The sequence below is a fragment of the Pelobium manganitolerans genome (genome assembly GCF_003609575.1).
Taxonomy (GTDB): domain Bacteria; phylum Bacteroidota; class Bacteroidia; order Sphingobacteriales; family Sphingobacteriaceae; genus Pseudopedobacter; species Pseudopedobacter manganitolerans.
The window spans coordinates 87,922-111,304 of record NZ_MBTA01000004.1 but is presented as its reverse complement, the minus strand read 5'-3'; the positions used below and the strand labels follow the sequence as shown (position 1 = coordinate 111,304).

Sequence of the window (23,383 nt, the reverse complement as noted above, 5' to 3'; positions counted from 1 at the left end):
ATTTTTTTAACCACAAAGGCTTTTGCTTCTTTTCTATGTTTGTATGTGGTTTAATTAGTTTGTCCGTTCTACTTTTTGTTCAAACAGCAAATCGTAGTCGGTGCTTCCGCTTTCCGTACTACTGTTCTGTTTTTTTGTGCTGTTACATCAGGTACAATTCCTCCTTGTCAACGGTCAGTACACTCAAAACCTGTTTGCCTTTTGCCGGTTTAAATAAAGTAACCGTATCGCCGGGATTTAATTTTTCGTACAGCTGATTATTCACTTTCAAATATCCTTGGGTGGTTTTCACATTGTTGGAAGCCCTGCCGTTATAAGCGTATTTGGATTTGTCTTCAACAATGGCCGGAATGCCTTCTTTATAGGCATACTGCTTATTGCTATTGTATTGGCTAAGCTCCCGCGTAAATTTCCAGAGCTGGTAGGCGGGAATAAGCACTAACGGAAACAGGAAAACCAAAAAAGCCTGCATACCGTTCCATACAAGCAACAGGGCAATAAGCACAGTGGGCAAAAACCACATCACTCGTATTTTTTGTTTCGCCATAAAACCTCTTTTCAAGGCTTTGAAATCTTCTTGCTTAAAGGGTACTTTTTTCGGAATGCTGTTTAAAAATTGCTTGTCGTTGTCCGTTTCTGTGGATTGTACAAGAGATATTTCATTAGCATCGGTTACTTCCAATAACAGGGTTATGTTTGATTTGGGGGCTTTTTCCAAAATAACATCATTGCCCACTTTTACTTTTCCGTAATATTGTTGCTCTATCGAATATTGAACATCGTCTATATACACATAATAATGTCGTGAGGTACTGCTATGGCTACTGCTACTGCCTGTTTTTCCGTTGGACGAATGAGTGGTAGATGTGCGAACGTCTAATTTTTTGTCGGTTATTGTTCCTGTAATTCTGTACTTAAAACCCCGCCTTAAATCTATCACAGTGGTCGAAATCATATAAGCGATGATGCCAAAGAAAAACACGCTAAAGCCTACCAGCATATATTGCCCGGTTTTGTCTTGCAGGAATTGGCTGTCGCTCCAAAAAAGGGAATAGAAGCCATAAAACATTCCTACCGCCAGAAACGGAAAAACCAATATGGGGATTAAGTGGTTTCTAATCTTGCTAATGTCCTGCTCATTGAGCGGTAGCTTTTCTTTCATCGGACGAATGTTCTTTATGCTTCTATCCCGCCAAAATCGGGACAAGTTGTGGCTAATCATTTTTTATTTCGGGCATTTTGTCGAGGTTGTTCAATGCTTCCCGAAATTGCTCTTTGGTAACTGTTTTGGCTGGGTCTATGAGCCGTACAAGGGTTTGCACAAGCATTTCGTACAATGAATTGAACTGTTTGCGTACCATTTCGTTTTGCAAATGGCTGGTAATGTTCAGCACTTCGCCATTGGAAAAAGTAACCCTTATGTCTTCTATCGTGATTTTGAAGTAGGGAATTAAAAACTGATAATGAATGCGGGCTTGCATCACACTGCCCTCATATTTTTTAGTCCAATGCAATTTGTAATCGCTCTTTGAAACCGTATCGGTTCGTAAAAAAGTAAATCCCTGCCTTGCCATCAGGGCTTCGTATTCTTCTGCCATAAAAACGGCTTCTTCTACATTTTCGCCTTTTTGGTAATAGCCGTATAGCTCCGTAGTGGGTGTGGTGGCAATCTTACTTTGGGCAAATGCCGAAGTGCAGAATGCAATTAAAAAGAGAAATATCAGGCTTTTCATTTTGTTTGAATTTTATTGATTTACCAGCATCTAATGCGTTTTCCGGTTTTATCAATGCAAAATTCGTCTGAACCTTTTCTTACGTGTGCATATATTTTTGGCGTTCCGTCATAATTCTTTTCGTTTTTAAAATCCCAAGCTTCATTATAATCAAAAGGAATTACCGTGTTTCCGGCTTTGTCTATATAGCCCCATTTACCATTCAGGCTAACCGAAGCCAAACCCTGTGAAAACTTCTGACCTGTTCCGTAGCCCGAGTTGTATTTAAAGGGGATAACAACTTTGCCTGTTTCATCTATAAATCCCCATATATCATCGAGTGATACGGAAGCCAACCCTTCTGAAAATTCTTCGGCACCGCTATATTTGGGCTCTATGATAACTTTTCCGTTTTGGTCTTTAAATCCCCATTTTTCGTTTTCTTTAAATTTTACTAATTCCTGTGCCTGTACGGCTGTGGCTATAAACGTACATATAGCGATGGCTGTTGTTTTTACTATTGTTTTCATCTGTTTTCTTTTTTTAATTCATTTCCTTTTTTATCAAATTTTACCACTGTACCATCAGCTTTTCTTGCGTGGATTGTGTTTTCGTCTGCCCAAAAGGTTTCCTCGAATTTTAATGGAATAACTTCTTTTCCGGTAGTATCTACATAGCCCCAGTTATCTCCAATGCCTACACACGCCAGCCCTCTATTAAAATCGTGAATGTCGTCATATTTTACCGCAATGATTTCTTTGCCTGTTTTGTCTATTGTACCCCATTTGCCTGCTAACGATACTTTTGCAAATCCGTCTTCAAAGCGTTGTACATCATCGTATTTTGCAGGAACAATTTCTTTCCCATTTTTATTCACAAAGCCAAATTTATCCGCAAGGCGAATGCTTGCCATTCCTTCGCTAAATTCTCCGATAGAATGATACTTAAAAGGAACAATCTCTTTCCCGGTTTTATCTATGACACCGTATTTATAGCCAATGGAAACTACGGCTATTCCGTCATAAAAATCATATCCCAGACCATACACACCGTCAGCAGATGGCTCATCGTATTTTAAAGGAAAGACTTCTTTACCGTTTTTATCTATAAATCCCCATTTCAAATCGAGAAGCACACCAGCCAATCCGTCAGAAAAAGCGTTTATTTTTTCGTATTTCAGCGATGTAAGCTCTTTGCCTGTTTTGCCGTCTATTAGTCCCCATTTCTCGTTAATGGCAACCCGGTACACTTCATCATCTTTGGTTCGGGAAGCGTCTTTAGTTCTGTAATCATCATATTTGGGAGCTATGATGACTTTTCCGCTTTGGTCTTTAAATCCTGCTTTGCCATTTTCTTTAAATACCACTAATTGCTGTGCCTGTACGGCTGTGGCTATAAACGTACATATAGCGATGGCTGTTGTTTTTATGATTGTTTTCATTGCTTTTCTTTTTTAATGGACTGCGTTAATTTGTTTTAAGGTCGTATGAGTTACTGTATTTCTTTAGAACTTCCTGTGCTTTTTGGCGGTTGTAAGCTTTTTGCTCGCCGGTAAGGAAGGTAGTGATGGTTTTCAGGTGTGGCTCTTTCCATTTAAAGGGTAATTCCATCAATAATTCAAATGCGGATGCTTTGTCTTTGGCATAAAGTTCTTGGTACATATCGATATACTTCGCATTAATATCTGATGTAGAAGAGCCTTTTTCTTCCCAACTTTTGTGCAGGTTTTGTACATAGTTTTTCAATCCGTTCGGGTTGGTCTTATAGGTTTCCATAAAAGCTTTTGCTTCGGCAGACAGACCGCTGTAAAGGTCGGCAGTGTTGGTATTTGAGCCTGTTGTTGTGGTGGTGGTTTGTGATGTGTTGGAAGTCGTGTTTTTAGGAATTGCCTGACCGGAATACGGAACAGCTTTGTAAAATGTATTCTGTGCTGAAGTTGTAAAATTTTCTAAAACTAAAGCCGGTTTTTGGTTTTTGTAAAGAAGTTTAGAACCATCGTTTAAAGTTTCTCCCAGTGTATAACCAGATGTACTAACATAATTTCCCTTTTGCCAAAAATAAACGTCATTTTTTTCGTTTTTAAACCACAACAAAGCATCTTTTCCCAAATCTTCAAAAACATTGAATTTTTTACCTTTCTCAAAATCCCGACACCAATAGGTCTGCGAACTGCTTGCATCGTAAATCACATAAGTTTTTCCTATGAAAACCTGTTTAAGATTACCGCTCTTATTATCGCCCTCCACGAAGAACTTGATATTCCCTTTCACACTGGTGTACATTAAGTTTTTTGCTTTCAGCGTCCTAATTTTTCTACCGCCGACACCTTGTGATAAACCGGTAGTGGTTACTGCATTTTCTGCCACCAGCGTAGTAGCAGTGAGTGGCTCATAAATCAATATGTCGGTAAAATTGTTGAGGTCATTAAATCCGATAGTTAACATTCTGATTTGCCTGTTGCTAATCATCAAATAAGGCGAATAGGTAGTGTTTGTTTTTTTGTATATCCATCTCCATTTATCCCATTGCCCGAGTTCACTGTGATAATAAAACTCCCTGTTAACATTCCCAAAACGAAAAGAATTTGTTACCCAATTTCCCTTTGTGTCATACGTGTAAGTATGATTATCTTCAACTCCATTTTCTGTAAACTTCATCAAAAGACCGTTTTCATAAGCGTATTCAAACGTCCGGCTTTTACTTTGGTTATTTTCCTTAACCGTTTCAGAAGCAGAGATAACGATACGGTTTCCTGTGGTTTGGTAAGTATAAGTTGTAACCGTTGTTTTTGCTTCTTTTTGGTCAATTTCCTTAACCTTTCTTTTTTTGTTGTCATATTCATAAGTGGTAACAGACGGATACTTGCCTTGAACTTCTATTTTGGAAATAGTACCATTGGGATTATAGGTATAAAATGTTTTGCTATCAAAATAGAAATTCTCTTTGTACACTACTTTTTTCTGATTGTCCAATTCTAAGTACGTTCCTCTATTTACACGGGCTTTTTCTTTATTTGTATAAAGCGTGTATAACAGATTGAATACACGTTGTCCATTTTTATCAAAATAGATAAAGCCTTCATTTCCATTGTTGTAAAATGCAATATCGCCTTTTACATTTAGTTGGTTTTTGTTTTCGATATAACCAATCGGGTTCAATGGTGCGTTTACAATATCTATGAACTGCTGGGCAAAACCATTCATCACTGTAAATACTACAAACAACAGTGTAATGGTGGCTTTACGCACTTTTGTGTTGCCAATGCTGTGTGTGGATACTTCGTGTTTCATTGTATTAAGATTTTGGGTTGTTCATTATTTTATCCGTTCTGTTTTTCGTTCAAAAATCAAATCGTAGTCGGTGCTTCCGCTTTCCGTACCGTCTGCATACACGAGTTTTTTAAACACCAAGCGTCTTTCGCCTTTGCTGAAACGGCGGTCTATTTGTAGGCGTTTTGTCCAGTCGCCCTGTTCGTTGGTCGCCATTGCGGGTATGTCAAACACCACCCTTGATGTGGGCTTGCCTTGCAATTCGGTCATCAGCTTGTTGAATGCTTCGGGGTTGCTCTGCTTTAATTTTCGTTGTTCCAAAACGTAGTTGAGAGCGTGTGTGTTCACTTCGGCTTCAAATTCTATGCGGTGGTAGCTGTCGTGAAAAGTTACCACAGGTCGTCCACCCAAAGCAAACGAGGCAAACAGTTCGTCTTCGTCATACACGGTATAGCTTTCGGTAATCTTGCCGTCGGGTGCGGTTTCCTTTTCACGGACGTAATTGCCGTTGTGCTTGAAAAAGGTTTTCTTACTGCCTCCGCTTTTCCATTTGCGCTCTATGGTGGCTACCATTCCGTTGTCATCGTAGGTATAGGTGTCGGTGTAGTCGGCAAATTTTCCGCTGGCGGTAATGTGTGTGAGCTGTCTGCTGTTGCCGTAATGCATTTTTTGTTGGCTGTTAAAGTTTTGGCAGATGCCAATGTGTTGATGCTGTCCAATACGCCATTGCTGTACACGTAATTGTTCACGGTTTCACTGCCGTATTCGCCAAAAATGCGGATGTATTTTTGGGTAATAAATCCGTCTTCGTTGAAGTTGTACACTTCGAGCATTGCAGGTTCGTAGCCGAGGCTGTCGCTCTTGTAATAGCCGATACCGACTTGCTTGGGCTGTTTCTGAAATCCAAAGGACTGCCAATAAGTTTTGGGCGGAACCAGGTGTGAAGGCTCTGCTTGTGGTTGGGCACAAGCGGTAAGGCTCGTTATCATCAGTAAAAATGCTATGGTATATTTCATTTTATTGCTGTTTTAAAGAGTTAGTTCTTGTATTCTATTTCACGCCTTGTTATATCGGTATATTCCCATTTTCCGTTTTTCATTTTGTAGGTTTTTCGTACTATCCAATTGCCTTTGGCGTCGTATTCATATTCGTAGCGTTCGGTGTCTTTTCCGTCTTTTATGATGCGTTCCAATTGTTGATAATCGTGTTCATCACCGGCTATTTCAACTTTTCGGTGTTTGTATGTATAGTCGGTTTTGGTGGCTATACTCAAGTTGATGATATAATGTGCTATTTTTTTTCTGTCGGAGTTGAAGATTAAGCTGTCGGTTTGGTCAAGAAAATTATCGAGATATAGTTTTTTGACCAATTGGTAACTACCGTCATCTTTGCGATATTCCCAATATTTGGTTTGGCTGTTAATCTTGTTTTGTGGAGTATAAACAGTTTCCTGTACAAAATCGTCATCGTTGCCTTCGTATTTTACCTCAAATACATCAGGTTCGGTTACATTCAGCAAATAGCGTTTTACGCTTATCTTCTCCACATTAAATGAGCCGTTGGTATATTGCCATTCTTCTATTGGTTTTAAGGTATTGGGGTTTACAATTTTTACCGATTTCAAAGCATTACCGTTGGGGTTTGCGTAATTTATCTGTACGTCAAAGTCGGCATAACTGTTGTTGTAATTGACGAACTGGTAGTCAGTTAGTTGATAGGTATTGTTCCACGAAAGATAGGTTTCATAAACGGGATACTCCTCGTTTTCGTCAATGGTCAGATATTTCGTGGTTACGCTTTTTACCTGCGAAAAGTCTACTAAATCTGCATTGTTTTTAAATTCCCAATCGGCAGGATAGTACGGAATGTAGTTTTGGGCAAATGCAAAGTTGGCAACTACGCAACCCAATATAGTCAGTATGTTTTTTGCTATTTTCATTTTTAGTTCTTTTATAACTTTAAATATTTTTGATACGTTTCTTGGCAAAATGTTTTTAGCTGTTCTTCGCTTGGTGCGTGGTATGTTTTTTCGGGTGTTTCAATGGTTCGTATAGTGGCTACTATTTTTCCGGGATTTTTGGTGGCAGTGCCATATTCTATTTTCGCTACCCATATATCGCCATCGTACAGATAATCTACATAAGTGGTCTTCGTCAATTTTTGGGCAGAGTTCTTTGTTTCGGTTACAAAATCCACTATCTGTCTGAGGTCGCCTTTGGGGTTGTAGTAGTAAAGGGTCATTACCTTGACTTCGTCTGCTCCGCCGGGCATCACGTTAGTTACGGTTTTCGTCAGTTTACCGTCGTGGTTGAAGTGCGTGATTTCAGACATCAGTTCATCGTTGTGGTATTTTCTGATACGGTATCCTTCCTTGCCGTTATACTCTATCTGTTGGGTACGCTTTCCGTGAACATTGTAAATTGATTTGCCCCGCAGTTCGCCCGCTTCGTTGTAAAATGCAATGGTTTTATCTAACTCGCCTGTGTGGTAGATTTTGAAATAGGTTGTTTTATAGTCCTTGATTTCGGTGCGGTATTTGTAGGTTTTGTACTCCATTCCCGCTTTCGAGCTTTCTACTGTTTCTTTGCTTTTTAGTTGTCCGTTCTCGTAGTGATAATTGATGTCTGCTTTCCAATCTTTGGTGCTGTCGCTTTGTTGGTAATTGATGAGCCTGTTATTCTGAAAGGTGTATGTTTGATGATGCGGACGTATGGCAAAGTGCTGTTTCGGAATTTCAAAATCAGCGTAGCTGATGACCGCTTTAACCGTATTTTTCGGCAACTCAAATTCTTCGGGCAGGGTGCTTTCCTGTGCCGATGCTGTGAAGCCGAGGGCAAGGAAAAGCGATAGAGTGGTATGTTTGATTGTTGTCTTCATTTTATGGAGCATTTCGTTTGCCAATCTTATTATCGGATGCCGTCAGGTACTGCATTCCCATTTTCAGCAACAGAAAGGGCAAAGCGATAAGTGCCGAACCCCAGCGGTTTTCGGGCGTGAAAATGTTCGGATATTTTTTGACGACAAAGAACATCATGACACCGCCAACGATGATAGAGATGTGCAGTACAATGGTATTGGGATTGAAAGCACCGAAGTAAATTTGTAGCGGTTGCCGGGTTTTGTGCAAATAGATACGTTCGAGCAATACGAATATCAGGTTGAGGTTGAAAAACCAATTGTGAAAAACCAATACCGCCATATTCGCAATGATAATGTCCGTTCCCTCCGTGTCCGTAGCCGCAATAAATCCAAAAAACACGACGATAAACACCCAATAAATCCCCATCAGAAACAAACTGCCTCCAAAATCGGTAGCGTGTCCGTCTTCATACAACGCATTGGGGTTTCGCTTGTAGCACAGCCTGTCCACCACCAAACGGATAAGCTCATTCCACCAAAAGAAGTAGATGAGATAAAAAACGGTAGTCTGTCCGTTCAATACGGATAGTAAAGTCAATACCGCAAACAGGAGAAAATCCCATTGGCGGTAGTGCTGTACCTGTCGTTCGATAGTGGCAAAAAACGCTTTCATCGGGTTGTTATAAATTATTCAGTTCCTGTTTAGCTTCTTCATCGCCCTGGTCGGCAGCGAGCTTCAGCCAGTATTTTGCTTTTTCCAAATCGGGGGCTACGCCTATGCCTGTTTTGTATATTAGCCCGAGATTAAACTGTGCACTTGCGTGTCCGCCGTTGGCGGCTCTGGTGTAATGTGCTATGGCTTTGGCATAGTCTTTCGTTACGCCCCGACCCTCGATGTACATATTCCCGATACTGTAATCCGCTCTTACAAATCCCTGTTCCGAAGCCATTTCAAAATATTTGCGGGCTTTGTCAAAATCCTGCTCCACACCTTGTCCTGCTTCGTAAATGCTTGCGATGTTAAATTGGGCAAGGTCGTAGCCTTTGTCAGCTGCCAGCTGATAGTATTCCCTTGCCTTTTGGAAATCCTGCGTTATGCCGTAACCTCTATCATAGAATACCCCGATATTGTACAGGGCTGGCAGGTATTCTGCTGTTGCCGCCCGCTCGAACCATTGCAGAGCAAGGGCATAATCCTGCAATACGCCTGTTCCGTTAAAATAGCATTGGGCAAGGTTGTAGGCGGCGAGGTAATAATCATTCGCCGCTTTTTGGTAATAGCTGAATGCCTTTTGTCCGTCTTGCGGTACTCCGTTGCCAAACTCGTACAATACGCCCATTTGGTTGGTTGCCATTACATTGTTGTTCTCAGCAGATTTTTCAAGATAAGCGAGTGCCGCCTGCATATTTTTCTCCACGCCAAAACCGTTCATATAGGCTACGCCTGTATAATATTGAGCCGGTGGGTAGTCCATATCAGCAGATTTTTTCAGTAGCGATACGCCTTTGCTACGGTCTGCGGGAGTGCCCCTGCCGTTGAAATAGCACAAGCCGAGGTTATAAATGGCTACCACAAAGCCTTGTTCGGCAGAAGCGGTATAGAGTTGAAAAGCCTTATCGTAGTTATGCTGTCCGTCCACCATACCGTTTTCGTAATATACGCCCATATTGTTTTGAGCTTCGGCATGTCCGTTTTTAGCGGAGCGTTCCATCCAATGTACCGCCTGCTTGAAATCGTCCTGCTCCAAATAACGCATCGCCAGCTTGAACTGTGCCGTTACCACGCCTTTGTTTGCCAAGACCGTAAGGCTGTCCGTACCTTGTGCCGAAACAGCAAAAACGGTAAAGAATGTGATGATAAGTAGGATTGATTTTTTCATGTCGAATTGCTTTTATTTATCGAGCCAATATCGCACAGCGTCTTGGCCTACAACAAACACGGTATTGCCTACCGGTGTAAACCGTCTTCCTCTATTTCTATTGCCACCGCCAAAGAAATTGGCAATTTCTACGCTGCCATTCTTGTTTTTCTTATATAACACAAAGGCATTATCCTGCACTACACCGCCAAGCTTCTCATTGGCTAAGAAGTAGTAATCTCCATTATACACAAATCCACTCTTCGGATACTTTTCAATATCAACATGTTTATAATCCGAATTTTTAACCGTTAATGCTTTTGTGTCCAAATCATAAGTTACCTCTCTGTTTCCTTCAAAAACCAACTTTAATTGATTGTCAAGCGCATAAAACAGCTGGAAATAGCTACGAGCTTCAAAATTCGGATTTCCTACATAAACTATCGCATGAACTAAATCATCTGTCGGCACCCGTATCTCATCGCTCCATTGCTTGGTATTTAAGTCAAATACGCCTATATAAGCTTCCCCTAAGTCCTTGTATAAGGGGAAATAATAAATTTTATTATCCCAAAGTGTCATCTTCGCTACAGAAGCAGAGCCCCTAACGGCTGGGTTAGCAGGTCCCATACCGTTATAAATTTTGCGGTCCACGCTCGGTAATTTAGTAAGTTGTAAAGTTTCCAAATCGTATTCCCATAAAACCACTCCCTGGGAAATGTTATGATCCGAAAGTGGTATCGAAAAATAAATTTTTGCGCCTTGTTGAGCATAGGTTGTAAATGGCCCATGTCCCTGAGCACCATATAATGACCTCTCAATTGCTTTTTTCTCGTCTGCATTAAACCCATATTTATCAAAATCTATCGCAGGTAGCAATGTTAGCTTTCTAGCTTTGATATCGTATGAATAATTGTTTTTCCCACCTGTACCAAATAGCAGATAAAGTTTATTGTTATGATACGCCTGTATGTGTCCGGTTCGGGCGATAGAAGACAGTTCTTTTAGTGGTTGCATTACATTTCCGCTATTTAATATTTTCACATGCGCAGTGATCGGATTTGTTTCGCCGCATTTGTTTTTGATAACACCCTGAAATGAGGTGATGATATCTCCTTTTTGGATCTGGTCGTCGGACAGATTAGTCGTAAAACCCTTCGAGAAGATGTACTGGAAAGAAGGCATTTTTGCTACTTCGTTTTTTTGGTAATATTTTCCAGTTTCCGGATTAATCAAAATATTATCGTGCTCAAAAGTCCACTGAACTTCCATAGCGTTTAAGTCACGCTCCAGCCCACCTGCGCCAACACCTTTATAGTTTGCACTGGATGTTTCGCCCGGGTAAAGCTTAATGGTATCTTCGATGACAGGCTTGGTAATATTAGGATCTATTGGCGCGGTAAACAGCGTTCCTTTCGGTATTTCGGGGAGTTTCATTTCTGCGCTGCCGCAGGGTTGCTCATCATTATTGCCAAGCTTTTTGCAAGACTGCACGGCAAGCACACTCCCTGCAAAAATCAGTGTTGCTAATTGATTGTAGAATTTATTTTTCATAATTTTTGATATTGATCTTGGTTATTGTTCATTTTTATATGATTAGATGCTGCATTTGCCTAACAGCTGTCATATTTTCGTTTGACGCCATATGGCGCATTGTTACAGTCGCTTTCCAATCTGTTTAACTAATTTTTTTCAATCTTTCATTAGTAGCGGTTAGGTGCTGCATCCCCATTTTAAGTAATAAAAAGGGCGAAATAATAAGTGCCGAGCCCCATCTATTTTCGGGCGTAAATAGGTATGGATACCGCTTAACTACAAAAAACATGAGTATAGCGCCCACAATAATGGAGATGTGCAACACAATAGCATTCGGGTTGAAGGCTCCGAAATAAACCTGGAGCTACATTAATAATGCTGTAAAACTTTTTCATGTTTTTCTAATTTGAGGTTATCAATCAATACGCTTTTGTATCGTTTTTAAAGAAACGCATTATCATGATTACTAGCTAATTGTACGTCTTAAAACTTACATCACAATTTTACCGATTAGCCAATTTTAATTAAATAGGGCATCTGCCCCATTTCGAAAACTTAAAAAAGCACAAAAAAAAACCTTCCGACTCATCATCGGAAGGCTTTTTTATTTCACAAGGTTTTATCAGTTTTTGTCCTTTACTCCTTCATCTTTACTCACAAAAACTCTACTTCGCAATAGCTTCTTCTTTCATCAGTTCGCGGTTAAATTTCCGGATGATTACTCGCGTTCCTCTATCATAACTAAAGTAGTTTATAATCCAATTCATTAAAGTAACGGCTTTGTTTCTGAAACCCACCAGAAACAGCAGGTGAACAAACATCCAAGTTAGCCAAGCGAAAAAACCCTGAAATTTCCAGTACTTCAAATCTACCACAGCTTTATTGCGCCCCACGGTTGCCATTGAGCCTTTATCGTAATAATCGAAATCTTTTGCCTTCTCGTTATTAATGATGCGGAGCAGATTTTCTCCGAGTTGCTTTCCCTGCTGTATTGCAACTTGCGCCACACCGGGATGCCCGTGCGGATAATCTTTGGTTTCCATATAAGCCAAATCGCCTATGGCGAAAATATTATCGTAACCCACAATCCGGTTGTAGGTGTTGGTTTTAATTCGTCCGCCGCGCACAATTTCAGCTTTATCCATCCCAGGGATAATTGCGCCTTTAACCCCGGCACTCCAGATTACGCCTTTGGTATCAATGGTTTCGGTATCATTGTAAGTGATTTTTTGGCCGTCGTAAAAGTTTACTCTCGTTTTATCATAAACCACCACGCCCATATCTTCTAAAAATTGTTTCGCTTTCGCTGATGCTTCCTCAGAAAACGGCTCAAGCACACGGCTTCCACCTTCGATCAAAAATATGCGAAGGCTTTTTATATCCAGTTCGGGATAATCGCTAATCAATACATGATTTCGCAACTCTGCCAAAGCACCGGCAGTTTCTACACCAGTTGGCCCGCCACCGACTACCACAAATGTCATTAACGCTTTTTTACGTTCGGCATCTTCCTCAATCAACGCTTCTTCTAAGTTTTGCAAAATGAGGGAGCGTAAATTTAAAGCTTCGGGAACCGTTTTCATGGGCATGGCAAAGTGTTCTATTTCTTTTTGCCCAAAAAAGTTGGTTTCAGATCCGGTGGCTATCACCAAGTAATCATAACTATAATCGCCAATATCTGTAATAATTTTATTCTCTTCTGGCTCTATCCTCAGTACATCGGCAACCCTAAAGTTTAAGTTTTTTTGGCTCCTAAAGACCTTCCGCAACGGAAAAGCAATTGAATCGGGCTCCAGACCGCCGGTAGCCACTTGGTAAAGTAAAGGCTGAAAAGTGTGGTAATTATGCCTGTCCACCATCAACACCTCAACTTCTTGTTTATTGAGTTTTTTGGCCAGCTGGATACCCCCAAAACCGCCACCAATGATAATAATCCGTGGAAATGCTGCTGTTTGATTGTTATTCATTTCTTTCAATTTTTCGATGAACGCGCCTTATCTACAATAACCCGATACAAGTTAAAGCGCAGTAAATAAGTAGATTTTTTTTGTAGAACAGCTGGCAAACAGGCATCCTAAGCTAAATCGCCACTGATACGGATTACAATTCCTTCCAACTGTTGGTTAACTCTCAATTGACATGCCAACCTACTTTCCGTTGCTGCATCGGGCAACATATCTAACATGTCCAGTTCTTGGTCGCCAGCGGGTTGTAATTGCTCTAAACCCGACTCTACCTCTACGCGGCAGGTTGCACAAAGTGCCATACCGCCACAGGTTGCCAAAATATTGTATTCAGATGCTTTAAGCACCTCCATTAAATTCAAATTGATATCTTCCGGGACTTCTACTTCCTTTCGGGTTCCGTCGCGGTCTATTACAGAAAAATTAATCATCGCTAAAAACTGTTTACACCGTAAACGGTGGTATATTTAAACGTTAGTTTTTGATCCGGAAAAACATGTTTAAATGCGCTTTGTGCCATTAAAGCCGCCTCATGAAATCCGCTTAAAATAAGCTTTAGCTTTCCGGGGTAGGTGTTGATATCGCCAATGGCATAAATTCCGTCCACGTTTGTGCCAAAAGCTTCGGTATCTACGCTTATGGCAGATTTATCAATATTTAAACCCCAATCTGCTATCGGTCCTAATTTTGGGCTTAGGCCAAAAAGCGGAATCAAATATTCGGCATCCAGCACGATTTGTTCTTTGGCTTTGTTTAGCAGTTGTACCTGCTGCAACCATTGCTTGCCCTCGACTTTGGTTAAATGAGATGATAAAATCAGGTTTATTTTTCCCATTTCTGCCAGCTTAAACACCTTTTCGGCACTGTCTGGCGCCCCTCTAAAAGTATCGCCACGGTGCACCAAAGTAACTTCGTCCGCCACATTTGCCAAAAAAATAGTCCAATCTAAAGCCGAATCGCCGCCGCCCGCCAGCACCACTTTTTTATCGCGATAAGTTTCCGGATCTTTTACCCAATAGCTCACCCCTCGACCTTCAAATTGGGCCAAATTCTCTACCTCGGGCTTGCGTGGTTCAAAACAGCCTAAACCACCGGCAATCACCACGGCTTTGCAATGGATCTGGGTGCCGTCGGCGGTGTTTACGCTAAAACCTCCTTCTGGCTTTTTCTCCAATGCCTCTACCCTTTCGCCAAGCGTAAAACCGGGGTCAAAGGGTTTTATCTGCTCCATTAAATTATCAATCAGCTCTTGCGCTTTAATCTCGGGGTAACCGGGGATATCATAGATAGGCTTATGCGGATAAATTTCTGACAACTGGCCGCCAACCTGTGGCAAAACATCAACCAAATGGCAACGCATTTTTAACAATCCCGCTTCAAAAACCGCAAATAAACCCACTGGCCCTGCTCCAATAATGCATAAATCGGTATGTATAATGTTATTGTTCATGACAATGACTCGTAAATGGTATTTAAAATTCTTTTTAAATCTTCGTAATCTTTTTCGCTTAGCTTTTCCCAAGCTTTTTTCCTGATAGCATCCACCTTGGGTGCCCATTCTCTTTGCTTTTGCTTTCCCAAATCTGTTAAATGGATGATAAAACTGCGCCGATCATCCGGCGAGGGCTTGCGTTCCACCAAATCCTTTTTGCACATCAAATCCAAAATCCGTGTTAAAGTGGGGTGGTCTTTTCCTGTCAGCTCTGCCAGCTGACTTTGGTTTTGGTCGTTATGCTCGTTTAAGCTTTTTAGCACCAACCATTGGTCCACCGTGATATCAAAATCTTCTGCTTTAAAGCGCTGTTGTGCATATTGCTTTACCCGCTTGTTGGTCCTGTCTAACAAAAAAGAATAAGTACTAAAAGCCTGCATAAAAAACAATTATTGTTGCAACAAATATACGTGTATTAATAATTGTTGTAAAAATTTATAGTAACAAATCACAATAAAGACTTTCGGATGATTTTTATCAAAAGCCAGGGATCAAATTGCGGAGCAGCAGCTTCATTTTTAACGACAATTTCATAAATAAGAACGATTTTTGAACAAACACTCAAATGGCAGATTCTTTACACCACCAACATTGTTGCCAAAGCGAAAACCAAGCTGCAACTATAAACCATCAGCATCATGATGTACATGCTGAGCACGAGCACGGCGTTTCCTCACATTGGGCTTTATTGACTGCCCTTTGCGTTTTAGCGTTGATGTTAGTGCTAGAACATGGTTTTTCCATAACGCCAAATGTTTACTTAAGCCTAGCCATTTACCTCTGTGCTTATCTTTTAGCTGGTTACGATGTTTTAAAACTGGCTGTCAAAAAAGCCCTGCATCTGGATTTTTTTAATGAATTTGTTTTGATGAGCGTTGCTACAATTGGCGCTTTTGCCATAGGTTCTTTTAGCGAGGGCGTGGCCGTTATGGTATTTTACAGTTTGGGCGAGTGGTTTCAGGAATCTGCCGTTAGCGACGCCAAAAGAAGTATCAAAAATTTGTTAGACAGCCGACCGGCTACCGTAACCTTAGTTAAAGACGGCAAACAAGTGCAGGTACACGCTGCTGAGGTGGCTATAAACAGTATCATTAGCGTAAAAACAGGCGAAAAAATTGCTTTAGACGGTGTTTTACAAACTGACAAAGCCAGTTTTGACACTGCTGCCCTCACCGGCGAGAGCGTGCCGCGAAGCAAGCGCAAAGGCGATGAAGTACTGGCCGGCATGATCAGCACCAGCGGCGCCGTAGAAATTAAAACCACTGCTTTATTTAAAGACAGCAAATTGAGCCAAATTTTAAATTTAGTGCAGGAGGCTAATTCGAGGAAATCTAAAACGCAGCTGTTCATCAGCAAATTTGCCAAAATTTATACGCCTATCGTTTTTGCGTTAGCGCTGGCTTTACTGGTTTTGCCTTATTTATTTATAAACGATTATGTTTTTAAAGACTGGCTTTACCGTGCGTTGGTGTTCTTGGTCATCAGTTGCCCTTGTGCTTTGGTAGTGTCTATTCCTTTAGGTTATTTTGGAGGGATTGGTTTAGCATCAAAACACGGGATTTTATTTAAAGGCGCAAATTTTATTGATGCAATTACCGAAGTGGATACCGTGATGATGGACAAAACAGGCACTTTAACCGAAGGCGTGTTTGAGGTGCAAGAAATAAAGCCCATCGGCCTAAGCGAAGAGGAGTTGTTGGGCTACGCAGCAGGTTTAGAGCAATACTCATCCCACCCCATCGCAAAAGCTATCTTACAAAAAAACACGGCTAACCTAGAAGGTGTAAAGGTGGAACAGCTAGAAGAAATAGCGGGGCACGGTTTAAAAGCTTTGGTAAATGGCAAAGAAGTTTTGGTGGGCAATTTTAAGCTTCTGGATAAGTATAAGGTTGCTTTTGAAGATCACTTTGTTGAGCAGAGCGGAAGTATAGTGGCGGTGGCTGTTGATGGGATATTTATTGGGCAGTTGTTAATTTCGGATGCCATAAAACCGCAATCGGTAAAAACTATAAAAGCGCTACAAAAGCTAAATATACCAACCACGATGTTAACCGGCGATAGGCAGGCCACAGCAAAACACATAGCTAGCGAACTGGGCATAGCTACTTTTTATGCCGATTTATTGCCGCAAGATAAAATTGAGCAAGTTGAACTGGCAAAAAAAACGGGCAAAAAAGTAGCTTTCATGGGCGATGGCTTAAACGATGCCCCGGTAATTACTTTAGCAAATGTAGGTTTAGCTATGGGCGGATTAGGGAGCGACGCTGCCATTGAAACAGCCGATATTGTTATCCAAAACGACAACCCGTACCAAATTGTTAATGCGATAAAAATTGGCAAAATCACAAAAAGTGTGGTTTGGCAAAACATTGCTTTAGCTGCGGGCGTAAAAATTTTGGTGTTGGCCTTGGGTGCCGGCGGCGTTGCCACTTTATGGGAAGCCGTAATTGCCGATGTTGGTGTTGCGCTCTTGGCTATTTTAAACGCGGTGCGTATCCAGAAAAAGAAGATAGAATAAGGTGTAAGGTGAGAGGTTTAAGATGTGAGGTTCGTGGGTCTTTAATCTTTGCTCTTTATTCTTTGCTCTCAGCCAAAGGTGTAAAGTGAGAGGCCTAAGGTTTAGGCACAAGACAGTCTTTTATCCTTGCTCTTTATTCTTTACTCTTATTCCTTGCTCCTTAATCCTTGCCCTACTTATAAATATCATTCAGTAAACCCGCCAAACGGATTCCGGCTTTTTGGATGCGCTCTTTATAAATCCTCGCATGATCGGGATAATAACGATAATTTAAGCTGGCTTTACCTTCAACTTCTTTATACAACACTGCGCTAATCTGGTACGATTCGTACAGCCATTTTGTAATCTCATCGCTTTGCCAAGCCTTGATCTTAGCTTCGCTCACTTTATCCAAAGCGGTTGCCATTTCGGTAAAAGTCCAGCCGCTGTAATACACCAAATCGCTATCCCAAATGGCGTGTAAATTGGTTTGGCGGTTATTAAACCGTAATTTAATTTTGTTGCCGCCTTGGTCTTCTGCGCGGCTTACGTGCATGGGCTGGTGCAAATCTCCTACTAAATGGATTAACATTTTCAAAGCAAACAACCTATCCTCTTTCCCCGCTTTTTTATCTTTTAAAATGGCAATCATATCCAACAACGCATTGTAGATATTAGCACCAGAATCGGACTTCAATTTCGCTACAAATTGTGGGTAGCTTAATCCTTCGGGCAAATTGATGTAATGCCAATTGCTTGTGTTTTTATATTTTCCATAAGAACGCACCTCATCACCAAAAGTACTTACCATCGGTATTTCTTCGCCGTTCAAAATTTTATACACAGCTGTTTTTGCTTTGGCGCTCAAATGGTTTTCGGCAATTTTGGCAATGGAACGGTGGGCCACCACTCCCCAAGAAATCAAAAATAAAGAAGCCAACACTAATATTGGCGCAAGAAATGCACGTTTCATAACAGCCTATTTTTGGATGGCAAAGATAAGCTAAAGCCGAGGCGCCGCGGGCAATCTGTATCAATAATCTGACATAAAAGAGTCTATACCCTCGGCAGAAAGGCGTAAATTTAAACAAACACCGAACCATGCTCAAAGGATTTTTCAAAGTTCCCCAACCTTCTAACGAAATAACACTCAATTACACTCCGGGTTCTGCCGAACGTGTTTATTTAGAGAATGCTTTGGCCGACGAACAGAACGTAACTACCGAAATACCCATGTACATTGGCGCACAAAGGTTAAGCACAGATGTTAAAAAGCCTATCGTGGCACCGCACCGGCACCAGCAGGTTTTGGCTTATTGCAATTATGGAGACGGCACTCATGCTACCTTAGCTATAAAAGCCGCCTTGGACGCAAAGAAAACATGGGAAGAAATGCCTTGGGAACACCGTGCGTCCGTATTTTTAAAAGCAGCGGAACTTATTTCTACCAAGTACCGCTATCGGTTAAATGCGCGTACCATGCTGGGCCAGTCTAAAAATGCTTATCAGGCAGAAATTGATTCGGCTTGCGAGCTGATAGATTTTTTGCGATTTAACGTGCACTACATGGCCGAAATTTATGCCCAGCAACCTCCAATATCTGCCGGTGGCGTTTGGAACCGTACAGAGCAACGTCCCCTGGAAGGTTTCGTTTTTGCGCTTACGCCTTTTAATTTCACTGCCATAGCCGGCAATTTGCCTTGTGCTTGCGCGATGATGGGCAACGTAGTTGTATGGAAACCGGCCGATACACAAATTTTTGCTGCAGATTTAATTATGCAGGTTTTGTTGGAAGCTGGCTTGCCTCCGGGTGTCATCAATCTGATTTATGCGGATGGTCCCCAAGTGGGCGATGTTGTTTTTAAACATCCCGACTTTGCAGGCATCCATTTTACAGGCTCAACAAATGTGTTCCAAGAAATCTGGAAAACAATTGGAAACCACATCCATTTGTATAAAAGTTACCCGCGCATTGTTGGCGAAACAGGCGGAAAAGATTTTATATTGCTGCATCCATCTGCCGATTGGCAAGCCGCAAGCACAGCTTTACTGCGCGGCGCTTTTGAGTACCAAGGCCAAAAATGTTCGGCGGCTTCCAGGGCTTACATTCCGGCATCGCTTTGGGCAGCCATTAAAAACAAGCTACTGAACGACCTTTCCACTATAAAAATGGGACCGCCGACAGATTTTAGCAACTTCATAAATGCCGTTATTGATGAAAAATCTTTTGACAAAGTTGCGAGCTATTTAAGTGAAGTTGCCAATGATGATGAAGCAGAAATTATTTACGGTGGCAATTGCGACAAAAGCATCGGCTATTTTGTAGAGCCTACCGTTATTTTAACACAAGACCCATATTACAAAACCATGTGCGAAGAAATTTTTGGTCCGGTTTTAAGCATTTATGTTTATGACGATGAGGATTTTGAAGACATGCTTACGGTTATAGACCATACCTCAATTTATGCCCTAACTGGTTCTGTTTTCGCGCAAGATCGCCTTGCTATCGCGCAAGCGTCAGAAAAACTAAAAAACGCAGCAGGCAATTTTTACATCAATGATAAATGTACCGGCGCGGTGGTTGGCCAACAGCCTTTTGGCGGCGCGCGCAAATCGGGCACTAATGATAAGGCCGGCGCAATGGTAAATCTGCTAAGGTGGGTTTCGCCCCGTACGGTTAAAGAAACTTTTGACCCGCCTACAGATTACCGCTACCCTTTCTTAGACAGCAATTAAGGCTAATTCCTTGCTGCTATTTATTGCACACGTTTTCCATAAAAACGCGTTAAATACGTGTTGATTTACAACTTTTGCATCATTTTTGAAAACAGACTGTAATTTACAGGAAAACATTATCGCGGGTAACGTCAATTTAAATTTGATAACCGCACACCTACTTATAAAAAAGATGAATAGCCACCAGTTTATTTAACATAAACATGGCGCAATTTCATCACTAAAAAATACTAAAAATGAAACAGCAAAGCATTTTAAAAATGGGCTTAATTGCAGTTGCATTGCCGTTATTTATTTTGATGACGGCTTTACAAGAACCAAAGGCCGATGCTATTTTAGGCACATGGAAAGAAAAAGATGGCAACAAAACCATCTACATTTATAAAATCAAAAGCGAATATTTTGGTAAGATAAAAGAAAACTTAAGCACAAAAGAAAACCGCCTAGAACCGGGGATGGTGATTATGAAAAACTTTATTTACGATGACGACGAGTGGCGTGGCACCGTAGAAATACCTACGAAAGATTTGAGTTTGAAAGGAAAAATTGAGATGCTAGGCCCAAACGAAATAAAATCTACCGCTACTATTGCTTTTTTCGGGAAGTCAAAAACGTGGCTGAGGGTCAAATAGGGGAGATGTTTTCGTAAACACGCTTTTATTTTCTCGAAACAAAAAATATTATAAAAAATATCGTTTAAAATAAAAATGAAAACTATACCTTTGCGCGGTAAATTATACGCCTCATGAAAATAGTTAGAGAATTTGTACGCTTATTACCAGGCTTTTTAAAGTTTGTTTATAAAACGGGAATGCGACCTTAAAACGCGTTCCCGTTTTAATTTAGCTTTGAAGCCAGCACAGCTGTTTTCTTGAATTTCTCTACCCTCCCATTTAGTTCAAAAATTTCGATATAAAAAACATAGATGCCGGTTTTTGCCAATCTGTTGTTTTCGGTAAATCCGTCCCAAACCCACTGCCCATCGGCATTTAAAGTTTGGTTGCTCACCAATTTTTTAACCTGTTTCCCTTGGTCATCATAAATACTCACGTTCGCTACTTTTCCGGCTTCCGCAAATTTGTAATGGATAGTCAGTAAATCTTCAAAACCGTCATTATCCGGAGAAAAACTCTTTGAAGGCAAAAAAACGGCTTCATTGGATAAGGCGAAACCAGGTGTGCGCTGCGAATTTTCGTCAGCGGGCGTAGCATAGCTGGATGCAGCCGTTGCCGAGCGGAAATTTCCCGCAGCATCGGTAGGTTTTATAAAACTGACACGCTCTAAAGAAACACCTTCCACATCTTTCAACAAAGCAAAGTGCATGTTTTTATTGTAGGCAAACTGCTCTAACTTGCCTTCTCTGTTTAGCAAAACTACCACACCTTTATCATCAGCAAAAGCTGGCAAACTAGCCAATTTTACAAAACGATTGGGGTGTGCCGTAAAATACTGTGCCTTCACAGAATCTGGATTTGCGCTAAGCACCCAGTAAGTTTTAGGCTCAAAAAACAAACTGGCACTACTTACAGCTTTGATGCTGACCAAAGAATCTTTGTTGTTGGCCAAAGTAGCAATACGTAAATCTTTAAAATCCAGAATTTTATCCGAAGCATTATAAATCTCCACAAAATCAACTCCACCGGCTTTCGGATTAAATAGTATTTCACTGATTAACACATCGCCGATTTCTATTTTTCCCGGAACGATAAATTCTTTTTTAGCTTCAGCCAAAACAGCAGTTCCGCAATCGTTAAGGTTGTTCACGGTTAAGCTATATGTTTTATTAGTGCCCAAAGGTTCAGCATAGCTTAGTTCTACTAAATTAAAATTTGGTGCTATCGGCGTAACAACAGCGGGTTCACCAATTCCGTTATTCAAATTGTAGTGGCTTGGGAGCGATGCCTGCAAACTATCTAAACCCCTGTTAAATGTAAGAATTAACGTGACGCTATCTTGTAGTGCTACACTTACCAACTGCAAAGGCTCAAGCGTTTTATTGCTTAAATAAGTTGAATTTACGCGCCCGGGCGTGCCTCCGCTAGCATCTACACTTGCTGTATAATTTTGCGACGGCTTGCAAAATGATTCAGGATCAATCAGCTCTAATGTCCAACCGCCGGACCTCTTATTTTCATCTTTGTACCAAGTATTTTGATGATTTACTGCGCTTATCAAGTCACCGCTAGGGCTTAACAGCTTTAGGCTATCAGAACCGTTATTTAAAGATGGCCAGGTGCCCAACCCTATCACTCGGCCGAAAGGCAAATAGTTTGAAACATCGGCCATTGCGCAAAGTATCACATATTCGCCAGCCTTAATGCTATCATCTGCAAAAGTATAAGTGCTTGCGGCGTCTTTATATTTAAAGCCTTTCAGCGAAATATCTTCATTGCTCCGGTTCCAAAGTTCTACAAACTCGCTGGTAGGTAAATCTATTTGTGGCGATGGATCTGGAAAAATTTCATTGATAACAATGTCGTTATACTTAGGCAAATAAGGGCGTTTGTAGGTAAAGCTTGCTGTTTGTGCCGATGCAACATTTCCTTTTAAGTCTTTTATACCCGAAAAATTGAGGGTGTAGGTTCCAGTGCCCAACTGATTGCCGAGCGATAAAACAACAGCACTGCCATTAACAGTTGCATCCGTTGGTACAATGCTACCCGGCATAACCAGGTAATTACCGGTATTTTTTGCTGTAAGGGCATCAAGCGCTTCGTCAAAATCGAGCGTAAGCTGTTTGCCATCCGAAGCAACACTTGTTTTGGCGAGCGAGGGCGGGGTGGTATCCGGAACTACCGTTTTAATAAGTATGTTATCAAAAAAATGTTTCTGGAAAAAAGAAGCTGTGGACTGCTGCACATAAAAACCGAAAGCTACAGTACTGGCAAATGTGTTGTCTAAAACCGTTCCTTCTGCTACAAAGTTATTGCCGGTCCCGGTGCTGTCTCTTTCCAACGTAAAAAGGCCATCTGCGCCTCTGCTTATCCGAAATTTAAAGTTGTTATTTGATGAGCTATAAACAGAACCGTCTCGGCCATCAATCAATTTCAGGGATGAAGACGTTGTACCTGAGCGCTTGTATAGCGAAACCTCGTCTGATGTATCGCCTATACGCACAAAATAACCGTTGAGATTTGTGCTTTTAAGGTTAGCATTGTTGCTAATAAGGTAAACATCCACGTAGTTATTGCCCGAGGTTGCAAACTTCAAATTCACATCAAACTCCCAAGAGCAGGCGCTTGCTAAACTGTTCTCGGTTGAGATATAAAAACTGCTGTTTGCGGTAGTGCTGTTGGATTGCAATTGCCCATTATTTACTGCAAAGTTGGTAGTCGCATCAGCCTGCCAAGCCGGATTCTGCGTAAAATCACCGTCGCTGAAGTTGTCATTCACTTGACATAAAGCAATATTTACTATAAATAGGTTAAAAAACAGTAAAAACTTTCCCATATTTGCGGC

21 protein-coding genes are annotated in these 23,383 nt (G+C 41.1%); 3 read left to right on the top strand and 18 right to left on the bottom strand.

The genetic code is table 11. The annotated features are described in order from the left end of the window. Nucleotides 1–142: 142 nt before the first annotated feature. The 16 genes from BCY91_RS04510 to BCY91_RS04435 all read right to left on the bottom strand — a co-directional run bounded on the left by BCY91_RS04510 (nt 143) and on the right by BCY91_RS04435 (nt 15,071). On the bottom strand, nt 143–1,162 hold the full coding sequence (locus BCY91_RS04510) for a hypothetical protein (protein WP_120180827.1): 1,020 nt from the start codon (nt 1,160–1,162) through the stop codon (nt 143–145). A gap of 52 nt (nt 1,163–1,214) precedes the next feature. Further along, nucleotides 1,215–1,733 (bottom strand): hypothetical protein, encoded by a 519-nt coding sequence (locus BCY91_RS04505; protein ID WP_120180826.1) that lies wholly within the window; start codon nt 1,731–1,733, stop codon nt 1,215–1,217. 20 nt (nt 1,734–1,753) lie between these two features. Next, a complete protein-coding gene (locus tag BCY91_RS04500; RefSeq protein WP_120180825.1) occupies nt 1,754–2,242 on the bottom strand; it encodes a WG repeat-containing protein in 489 nt (162 codons plus the stop codon). After that, on the bottom strand, nt 2,239–3,153 hold the full coding sequence (locus BCY91_RS04495) for a WG repeat-containing protein (RefSeq protein WP_120180824.1): 915 nt from the start codon (nt 3,151–3,153) through the stop codon (nt 2,239–2,241). Before BCY91_RS04495 ends, BCY91_RS04500 begins: the two co-directional genes overlap by 4 nt. Before the next feature lie 25 nt (nt 3,154–3,178). Further along, nucleotides 3,179–5,002 (bottom strand): hypothetical protein, encoded by a 1,824-nt coding sequence (locus tag BCY91_RS04490; protein ID WP_120180823.1) that lies wholly within the window; start codon nt 5,000–5,002, stop codon nt 3,179–3,181. A gap of 24 nt (nt 5,003–5,026) precedes the next feature. After that, a complete protein-coding gene (locus tag BCY91_RS04485) occupies nt 5,027–5,647 on the bottom strand; it encodes a hypothetical protein (protein WP_147387908.1) in 621 nt (206 codons plus the stop codon). Further along, the gene (locus tag BCY91_RS04480) at nt 5,548–5,997 is read right to left on the bottom strand and encodes a hypothetical protein (RefSeq protein ID WP_120180821.1); all 450 of its coding nucleotides are present in this window, start codon (nt 5,995–5,997) and stop codon (nt 5,548–5,550) included. The genes BCY91_RS04485 and BCY91_RS04480 overlap by 100 nt, the downstream gene beginning before the upstream one ends. Nucleotides 5,998–6,017: 20 nt before the next feature. After that, a complete protein-coding gene (locus tag BCY91_RS04475) occupies nt 6,018–6,920 on the bottom strand; it encodes a hypothetical protein (RefSeq protein ID WP_120180820.1) in 903 nt (300 codons plus the stop codon). 11 nt (nt 6,921–6,931) lie between these two features. Beyond that, entirely contained in the window at nt 6,932–7,858 is a 927-nt protein-coding gene (locus BCY91_RS04470; protein ID WP_120180819.1) for a hypothetical protein, read from the bottom strand. A gap of 1 nt (nt 7,859) precedes the next feature. Continuing rightward, nucleotides 7,860–8,513 (bottom strand): hypothetical protein, encoded by a 654-nt coding sequence (locus BCY91_RS04465; protein WP_120180818.1) that lies wholly within the window; start codon nt 8,511–8,513, stop codon nt 7,860–7,862. Nucleotides 8,514–8,520: 7 nt separating this feature from the next. Continuing rightward, nucleotides 8,521–9,720, bottom strand: a complete 1,200-nt coding sequence (locus BCY91_RS04460; protein WP_120180817.1) for a tetratricopeptide repeat protein — start codon at nt 9,718–9,720, stop codon at nt 8,521–8,523. A gap of 12 nt (nt 9,721–9,732) precedes the next feature. Then, the gene (locus tag BCY91_RS04455; protein ID WP_120180816.1) at nt 9,733–11,253 is read right to left on the bottom strand and encodes a hypothetical protein; all 1,521 of its coding nucleotides are present in this window, start codon (nt 11,251–11,253) and stop codon (nt 9,733–9,735) included. Between the two features lie 647 nt (nt 11,254–11,900). Beyond that, the gene (locus BCY91_RS04450) at nt 11,901–13,202 is read right to left on the bottom strand and encodes an NAD(P)/FAD-dependent oxidoreductase (protein WP_120180815.1); all 1,302 of its coding nucleotides are present in this window, start codon (nt 13,200–13,202) and stop codon (nt 11,901–11,903) included. 107 nt (nt 13,203–13,309) lie between these two features. Next, complete coding sequence (locus BCY91_RS04445) at nt 13,310–13,630, bottom strand: 2Fe-2S iron-sulfur cluster-binding protein (protein WP_120180814.1); 321 nt, start codon at nt 13,628–13,630, stop codon at nt 13,310–13,312. A 2-nt stretch (nt 13,631–13,632) separates the two neighbouring features. Continuing rightward, on the bottom strand, nt 13,633–14,637 hold the full coding sequence (locus tag BCY91_RS04440; protein ID WP_120180898.1) for an NAD(P)/FAD-dependent oxidoreductase: 1,005 nt from the start codon (nt 14,635–14,637) through the stop codon (nt 13,633–13,635). An 8-nt stretch (nt 14,638–14,645) separates the two neighbouring features. Continuing rightward, entirely contained in the window at nt 14,646–15,071 is a 426-nt protein-coding gene (locus BCY91_RS04435; protein ID WP_120180813.1) for a MarR family winged helix-turn-helix transcriptional regulator, read from the bottom strand. 185 nt (nt 15,072–15,256) lie between these two features. Between BCY91_RS04435 and BCY91_RS04430 the strand changes: the two genes are divergently transcribed. Beyond that, the gene (locus tag BCY91_RS04430) at nt 15,257–17,209 is read left to right on the top strand and encodes a heavy metal translocating P-type ATPase (protein ID WP_120180812.1); all 1,953 of its coding nucleotides are present in this window, start codon (nt 15,257–15,259) and stop codon (nt 17,207–17,209) included. Nucleotides 17,210–17,381: 172 nt separating this feature from the next. On the opposite strand, the gene BCY91_RS04425 is transcribed toward BCY91_RS04430, so the two are convergent. Then, entirely contained in the window at nt 17,382–18,161 is a 780-nt protein-coding gene (locus tag BCY91_RS04425) for a S1/P1 nuclease (RefSeq protein WP_120180811.1), read from the bottom strand. Nucleotides 18,162–18,289: 128 nt separating this feature from the next. On the opposite strand from BCY91_RS04425, the gene pruA reads away from it, so the two are divergent. Together pruA and BCY91_RS04415 are read left to right on the top strand one after the other, a co-directional pair. Then, nucleotides 18,290–19,924 carry an L-glutamate gamma-semialdehyde dehydrogenase gene (pruA, locus tag BCY91_RS04420; protein WP_120180810.1) on the top strand — a complete coding sequence of 545 codons (1,635 nt, stop codon included), beginning with the start codon at nt 18,290–18,292 and terminating at the stop codon, nt 19,922–19,924. 236 nt (nt 19,925–20,160) lie between these two features. Beyond that, nucleotides 20,161–20,556, top strand: a complete 396-nt coding sequence (locus BCY91_RS04415) for a DUF2147 domain-containing protein (RefSeq protein ID WP_120180809.1) — start codon at nt 20,161–20,163, stop codon at nt 20,554–20,556. Between the two features lie 205 nt (nt 20,557–20,761). Here BCY91_RS04415 and BCY91_RS04410 read toward each other — a convergent pair whose 3' ends face one another. Beyond that, entirely contained in the window at nt 20,762–23,374 is a 2,613-nt protein-coding gene (locus BCY91_RS04410; protein WP_120180808.1) for a lamin tail domain-containing protein, read from the bottom strand. Nucleotides 23,375–23,383 lie beyond the last annotated feature (9 nt).

Coding starts and splice junctions, on each gene's coding strand:
- BCY91_RS04510 (WP_120180827.1), bottom strand. CDS start 1,162: ATGAAAGAAAAGCTACCGCTCAATGAGCAGGACATTAGCAAGATTAGA.
- BCY91_RS04425 (WP_120180811.1), bottom strand. CDS start 18,161: ATGAAACGTGCATTTCTTGCGCCAATATTAGTGTTGGCTTCTTTATTT.
- BCY91_RS04475 (WP_120180820.1), bottom strand. CDS start 6,920: ATGAAAATAGCAAAAAACATACTGACTATATTGGGTTGCGTAGTTGCC.
- BCY91_RS04505 (WP_120180826.1), bottom strand. CDS start 1,733: ATGAAAAGCCTGATATTTCTCTTTTTAATTGCATTCTGCACTTCGGCA.
- BCY91_RS04415 (WP_120180809.1), top strand. CDS start 20,161: ATGAAACAGCAAAGCATTTTAAAAATGGGCTTAATTGCAGTTGCATTG.
- BCY91_RS04485 (WP_147387908.1), bottom strand. CDS start 5,647: ATGCATTACGGCAACAGCAGACAGCTCACACACATTACCGCCAGCGGA.
- BCY91_RS04490 (WP_120180823.1), bottom strand. CDS start 5,002: ATGAAACACGAAGTATCCACACACAGCATTGGCAACACAAAAGTGCGT.
- BCY91_RS04445 (WP_120180814.1), bottom strand. CDS start 13,630: ATGATTAATTTTTCTGTAATAGACCGCGACGGAACCCGAAAGGAAGTA.
- BCY91_RS04480 (WP_120180821.1), bottom strand. CDS start 5,997: ATGAAATATACCATAGCATTTTTACTGATGATAACGAGCCTTACCGCT.
- BCY91_RS04410 (WP_120180808.1), bottom strand. CDS start 23,374: ATGGGAAAGTTTTTACTGTTTTTTAACCTATTTATAGTAAATATTGCT.
- BCY91_RS04495 (WP_120180824.1), bottom strand. CDS start 3,153: ATGAAAACAATCATAAAAACAACAGCCATCGCTATATGTACGTTTATA.
- BCY91_RS04470 (WP_120180819.1), bottom strand. CDS start 7,858: ATGAAGACAACAATCAAACATACCACTCTATCGCTTTTCCTTGCCCTC.
- BCY91_RS04500 (WP_120180825.1), bottom strand. CDS start 2,242: ATGAAAACAATAGTAAAAACAACAGCCATCGCTATATGTACGTTTATA.
- pruA (WP_120180810.1), top strand. CDS start 18,290: ATGCTCAAAGGATTTTTCAAAGTTCCCCAACCTTCTAACGAAATAACA.
- BCY91_RS04430 (WP_120180812.1), top strand. CDS start 15,257: ATGGCAGATTCTTTACACCACCAACATTGTTGCCAAAGCGAAAACCAA.
- BCY91_RS04460 (WP_120180817.1), bottom strand. CDS start 9,720: ATGAAAAAATCAATCCTACTTATCATCACATTCTTTACCGTTTTTGCT.
- BCY91_RS04435 (WP_120180813.1), bottom strand. CDS start 15,071: ATGCAGGCTTTTAGTACTTATTCTTTTTTGTTAGACAGGACCAACAAG.
- BCY91_RS04465 (WP_120180818.1), bottom strand. CDS start 8,513: ATGAAAGCGTTTTTTGCCACTATCGAACGACAGGTACAGCACTACCGC.
- BCY91_RS04450 (WP_120180815.1), bottom strand. CDS start 13,202: ATGAATAACAATCAAACAGCAGCATTTCCACGGATTATTATCATTGGT.
- BCY91_RS04455 (WP_120180816.1), bottom strand. CDS start 11,253: ATGAAAAATAAATTCTACAATCAATTAGCAACACTGATTTTTGCAGGG.